Here is a 5,422-nt window from a genome sequence, read left to right on the forward strand (position 1 = left end):
CCTCGCGCGCAGCCCCCACGATCGACGAGGGGCCGGTGCGCGTGACGCTGGAGCAAATGGCTCTTTCGATGGGACTACGGCGAATGCCGGAACTGTTGTCGACGACGGATATGACGAGCCCATTCCTATTTGGCATTTTCCGCCCCAGGATTGTCCTGCCAGAGCGATCGCTCGCGGCACTCGGGGCGACGGAATTGCGTGCCATCCTGACGCACGAATTGGTGCATTGGCAACGGCACGATACCTGGATCGGTTGGATCCAGGTGCTGGCGCAAAGCCTGTTCTGGTTTCATCCGTTTGTCTGGTGGGCGAATCATCAGCTCAGACACGAACGTGAGTGCGCTTGCGATGAAGCAGTCTTGCGGCTCGGGCAAATAACTTCCGAAGACTACAGTGATTCGATCGTACTCGTGCTGCGAGCGGTACGCGCGCGATCGAGCGTGGCGGGAAGTCTAGTGGGCGTGTTCGAACGTGGTGCGAAACTACATGATCGGTTGGAGGGCATTATGAACTACGAATCATCGAAAAGAAGGTTTGGCTGGATGTCTCGGGCGGCGGTCGTTTTGCTGGCGGTGCTGTTGTTGCCGTTGGCCCCTGGGGATGCCGGGTTGGCGGCTGATGAAGCGCCAGTGGCCAAACCGGCGCCCGTCAAGACGCCATATCCGCAACTCGTTTCGACAGTACCGAAAATTGGTGCCACTGACGTCGATCCAGACTTGCAGGAAATCACGGTGACGTTCGACCGCGACATGAGTGACGGGATGAGTTGGACCGGCGGGCCCCCGCTGTTCCCCCCGACGGACAAATCGCGTGAGGCACGCTGGAGAGATCCGCGCACTTGCGTGCTACCCGTAATGCTCGAGAAGGGAGCATACTATCGGCTGGGTCTCAATTCGAAGAGCTACCATAATTTCCGCAGCGCGAACAATACACCAATGCCCCCGTCAGCAATTTACTTTGTTACGAAGGGGGCCAGCGCGGAGGTGGCACGCCGTGTCCGTCGCCCAGAGGTTGTTTCGTTCGCGCCGGCCAACGGTGCCAAGGACGTAGATCCGAAGAGGGTCGAATTAAGCGTAACCTTCGACATGCCCATGGAAGGTGGAATGTCGTGGACCGGCGGTGGAGCGGACTTTCCCGAGGGACCGCAGGGGGTACCGCCGAGCTGGTCGGCCGACGGACTGACGTGTACGAAACAAGTTACGCTGGAACCGGCACACGATTATCAGGTGGGAATCAACAGCCTGAGCCACAATAATTTTCAGAGCAAGTGGGGCGTGCCATTGATGCCGATCGTTTACAAGTTTCGCACGCGCGATAAGTGATGGCAGGCGCGCAATCACGATCCCACAACCATTCCCTCGTACCCGAAGGGGAGAGAGAAACGGGCGGGATGCATCCTGCACGAGTGACCTTCGCTACTTGCTTTCAAATCTTCTCGAATATCTTGGAGAAGTCGAAGGCCTGTTGCGTGATGCTGCTCGAGGTATTGTCGACATAGCTCTTGGCCGTGCCTTGCGTGTCGCGGTTCAGCGACCACATCGAGATGCGGGCCATCCCCTTTTGCTGTGCGAAGGTGACCAGCTCCTGGGCCGCGGCCTCGTCAAACACTTCGTCGGTCTGGTCGTTGACACCGATCATCGGAGTCACGCCGATCATTTGCCACAACTGCGCGCTGGTCTTCGCCGAACCATAGAGACCTTGCAGTTGTGTGAACACGCTATTGGCGGCATCGATCGCGTAATCCCCCATGTGCCCTTGCGGGTTGGGAGCAGGCGAGTCGCCATAGTCCATCGTCATGACGTTGACACCGCCGATCTTAACGCCGTACTTGAGCGCCGATTGCAGCACATACAAGCCGTCGGCCGTTAAGCCCGTCGGCAGGACCGGCAGCGTGTACCAGATCGAGAGCGTATGTCCCGCAGCCGCCGCGGTCTGTTCGAGTGCGGCCAGGGCTTGCGAGCGGCGATCGATCGAGGCATGGTCTGCCACGGCCGCCCCCTCGATATCGAAATCGATGTATGTCAGGTTGTAGTCCGTGATCACGGTTTGATAGGCCGCGGTGAGCTTGCCGACGTCGGTGATTACTTGGGCTAATTCCTGCCCAGCCTCTCCGCCGAACGAGGCCATGACGTCACCACCCAACGACCGCACCGAGGCCACCTGTTGGCGGAGTGCCATGTCGAACGCGCCGCCATTCACTTCGTACTCGCTGTACCCACCCCAAGCTGGCTGATTGTTCGCGTCGGCGGTGATGAAGGCGAGCGTGTAGTATTTGATGCCTTGGGATTGCGTCGTCGAGACCAGGTTGTAGGTGGGATACAGCGTCACATCGACATACGGCGCGTAGAACTGCGCCGGCCACGTTGTCGTTGCGGCTGGTGTTCCTACCGTGATGGCCACATTGGCCGACGCCGTGCCTCCGCGTCCATCGCTGACCGTATACGAGAACGCATCGCTGCCTGTGTAACCGGTCGCGGGGGTGTAAGTGACGGTGCCATTTGAATTGATCAACGTAGTGCCGTGGGCGGCCTGCGTAACGGCAGTCAGTGACAGGGGATCGCCGTCGGGGTCGGTGTCGTTGGCTAGTACACTAATGGGGGTTGCCTGATTGACATTCACGAGCACGCTGTCGGCGACGGGCGTCGGCGGATGATTCGTCCCGCCGGTCGTCCCGCTTGTCGCGCCGTGCAGTAAATAGTTCGTGGGCGCGACCGTCAGATTTCCGGGGCCGCCGTTAAAGCCAAACGAGATCGCCCCGCCAGGCGCAATCGTGCTGTTCCAACCGGCGTTCTGGACGACGTAGTGATTGCCGACGTGACTGACGATCGTGGCGTCCCAGATCGAAGTTATGGAAATCGGAAAGTCGAATTCCATTTGCCAATTGCTGATGGTTTGTTGGCTACTGTTGGTTGCCGTGATCTGCCCGCTAAAGCCAGACCCCCAGTCGCTGGTAAGCTGAAAGTGGAAGCTGCCGGTGCTCGGGGACGTGTCGTCATTGAGGATCGTGCCGGTCGCTGTGGCGCGCGTGAGTGTGGCGCCCGTGGGGCTGCTGAGAACCAGGGAGAAAGTCTCGTTCGACTCGGGCGTAGTGTCACCGATCACCGGCACGGCGACTTGTTTGGTGGTTTGCCCCGCGGCGAACGTCAGTGTGCCACTGGTGGCGGTATAGTCGCTGCCGGCCGTTGCGGTGCCGTTGGCGGTCGCGTATTTGACCGTTACCGGCGCTGTCGAGGCGGCGGAGAGCGTCACATTAAACAGGAAGTTCGTGGTGCCGGAATTGCCTTCAGCTTGGCTGACATCGCTGACCGAAAGCCCGGGGAGCGGATTGCCCGAGGTGACACCATTGATCACATAATTCGCCGGCGTAACGCCGGCGCCGCTGCCGCTGCCAATAAAACCGAAGGTTAGGTTCGAGTTCGCGGACAAGGTGCTGTCGTACGAAGCGCCGGCAATGACATAATGATTGCCCGTGTGGCTGACAATCTTGGCATCCCAGATCGAGGTGATGTTGCGCGAGAAGTCAAACTGCAATTGCCAGTTCGGCACGCTCGTCGATTGCGGATTGGTCAGTTGGATCTGAGCTTGAAAGCCCGAGCCCCAATCTTGGGTGAGTGTATAGCTAGCCATCGTGCTGGCGGTAAGCAGACGACGGTCTTCCAGCGCTTCGCAACCTAGCCGTGTGCCGGTTTGGAAAAGACTCCGCGAACGCTTCATGCGGCGACGGGGTTGCGAGGCGCGTTGTAACCAGTTTTGCCAAGCGGAACGACGACTCATGGCGCTATCTCCCTAGGTGTGCCTGATGTTGCTGCGGACTAAATCGCGAAACGGCGCCTATCGGGGCGCAATATCGCCTGTACCGTGCCCCGAGTTTTGAAACTTCGCGCCTCGGGAGACGCTGCAACTGGCACCAATCAAGATCGCCCTGATAACGAGGCAGCGGCCGGACGAACCCGGTGTGGATGTGGTCGGAGGAACCCCTGTAATCCCCCCAAGCCGCCTCACGTGTGTCCAAGTCTTGTCTAAAACCCTAGTCAGATCAAGGCACCGAACGCGCAGCGAACTTGTCGCGTAGTGGGGGTATCACTTCTCGGCTTTCGAGCAATTCAATCTGGATGCCAAGGGCGGCTGCTTCCGGCCGTGTAATGAGCGCACTCAGTAACCGGCTGTTGGCCCTGATGGGCCCAATAGCTGTGGTTTGTGGTAACGGCTCCGATTGGAAAACTGCAAGGTCCTGGAATATCAACTTTTGTTCCTGGACGTCACCAGAGAGACACCTTATGCCGCGTGGACATGTACTGCCCGAAGGTAAGACTGTAAGTACTTTGCGAGGCGAAGCGGGGCTTACGCAAGACGAACTGGCCGAACGTTCTGGTTACGGCCTGCGCACGATCAGCAATATCGAGAGCGGTCGCCGAACCACCGCGCCGACACTAGCGGCCGTCGCCACAGTGCTGGGTGATTGCTTGCGGCGTCCCGTCGAGATGACGGACCTACTGCGTCGTGAACGCGAAGGGGTGAACACCGGTCAGGCGTTGGATGGACAGTTGATCGTTGGTGAGAACATCAAGCTGCTCGACTTGGCGATCTCATCACAGCACACGGACTCCAAGCGGGGCGAGGGCCCTCCTTCGCAGGCAGTATTGATCGACACACTGTGCGTGCGGCATCTGCCAGATAGTTTAACCGAGATCAATTTCTACTATGCGACGGCCGGCGGGGTCGTGGCCGGTAGTTCGCTGTCGCACCCGCAGAGCGCGCAATGGCTGTCTCCGAGTGAAGCTGCGGGGGCGCACGCGTTTGCCATGGACGACCATTATCAGGTATTGCGAGTCAGCGTCACATCGCCGCGGCGGCAAGCACAACCCCTGTTGCAAAACCGGGTCGAATACGCCGACGGGTTCACGCACCCCCAGGAAAAATGGCTCGACGCGCACGTCGCTTATCCCACCGATTGCTTGACGCTGTTGGTGCGGTTGCCCGACGATCAGCCTTACCAATCGCTACGAGGATTATGTCGGCGCCGCGTAGCAGGTCCTTGGATGCCAACGGCCGACACGCCCATCGGCATCCAGGCTGGCCGCATGGTCTATTGGCGGATCACAACTCCGCTACCGGGAGAAACCTACCATCTGGGATGGACGTGATTCTGAGCGGCCGGGACGCCATCATGTAATTGTCAAGAGGGGCATCTCGAGCGCAACGACCCCCCGCTTTGACGCGCCGTGCCTTAGATCGTACAAAGAGAGTGTCGCTCAGAAGGGCCGTGGCTCGACGGCCGATGAGAGGCCCCCGCACTGGGGCGCTGTGAACCTGGTCAGGGGAGAAATCCAGCAGCCATAAGCAGTCAGCTCTTTGTGCGGTGGGTCTCTCATCGGCCGCCGAACGCTTGGCATTGCGAGGAGTTCTAATCGTGCCAGCCAGA

General features: G+C 59.5%; 3 protein-coding genes and 1 other RNA gene. 3 read left to right on the forward strand and 1 reads right to left on the reverse strand.

The window, feature by feature from the left end; all coding sequences use genetic code 11:
• Positions 1-1,322: M56 family metallopeptidase (locus VGG64_11805; protein HEY1600282.1), on the forward strand; the 1,322-nt coding region annotated here is incomplete at its 5' end.
• A gap of 103 nt (positions 1,323-1,425) precedes the next feature.
• Here the strand turns inward: VGG64_11805 and VGG64_11810 are convergent.
• Positions 1,426-3,774, reverse strand: coding sequence for a cellulose binding domain-containing protein (locus VGG64_11810; GenBank protein ID HEY1600283.1), 2,349 nt, complete (start codon positions 3,772-3,774; stop codon positions 1,426-1,428).
• 503 nt (positions 3,775-4,277) lie between these two features.
• On the opposite strand from VGG64_11810, the gene VGG64_11815 reads away from it, so the two are divergent.
• Positions 4,278-5,144 (forward strand): helix-turn-helix transcriptional regulator, encoded by an 867-nt coding sequence (locus VGG64_11815; GenBank protein ID HEY1600284.1) that lies wholly within the window; start codon positions 4,278-4,280, stop codon positions 5,142-5,144.
• Between the two features lie 133 nt (positions 5,145-5,277).
• Positions 5,278-5,376: signal recognition particle sRNA small type (gene ffs / locus VGG64_11820), an RNA gene on the forward strand.
• Positions 5,377-5,422 lie beyond the last annotated feature (46 nt).

It is taken from the genome of Pirellulales bacterium, from assembly GCA_036490175.1.
GTDB lineage: Bacteria > Planctomycetota > Planctomycetia > Pirellulales > JACPPG01 > JACPPG01.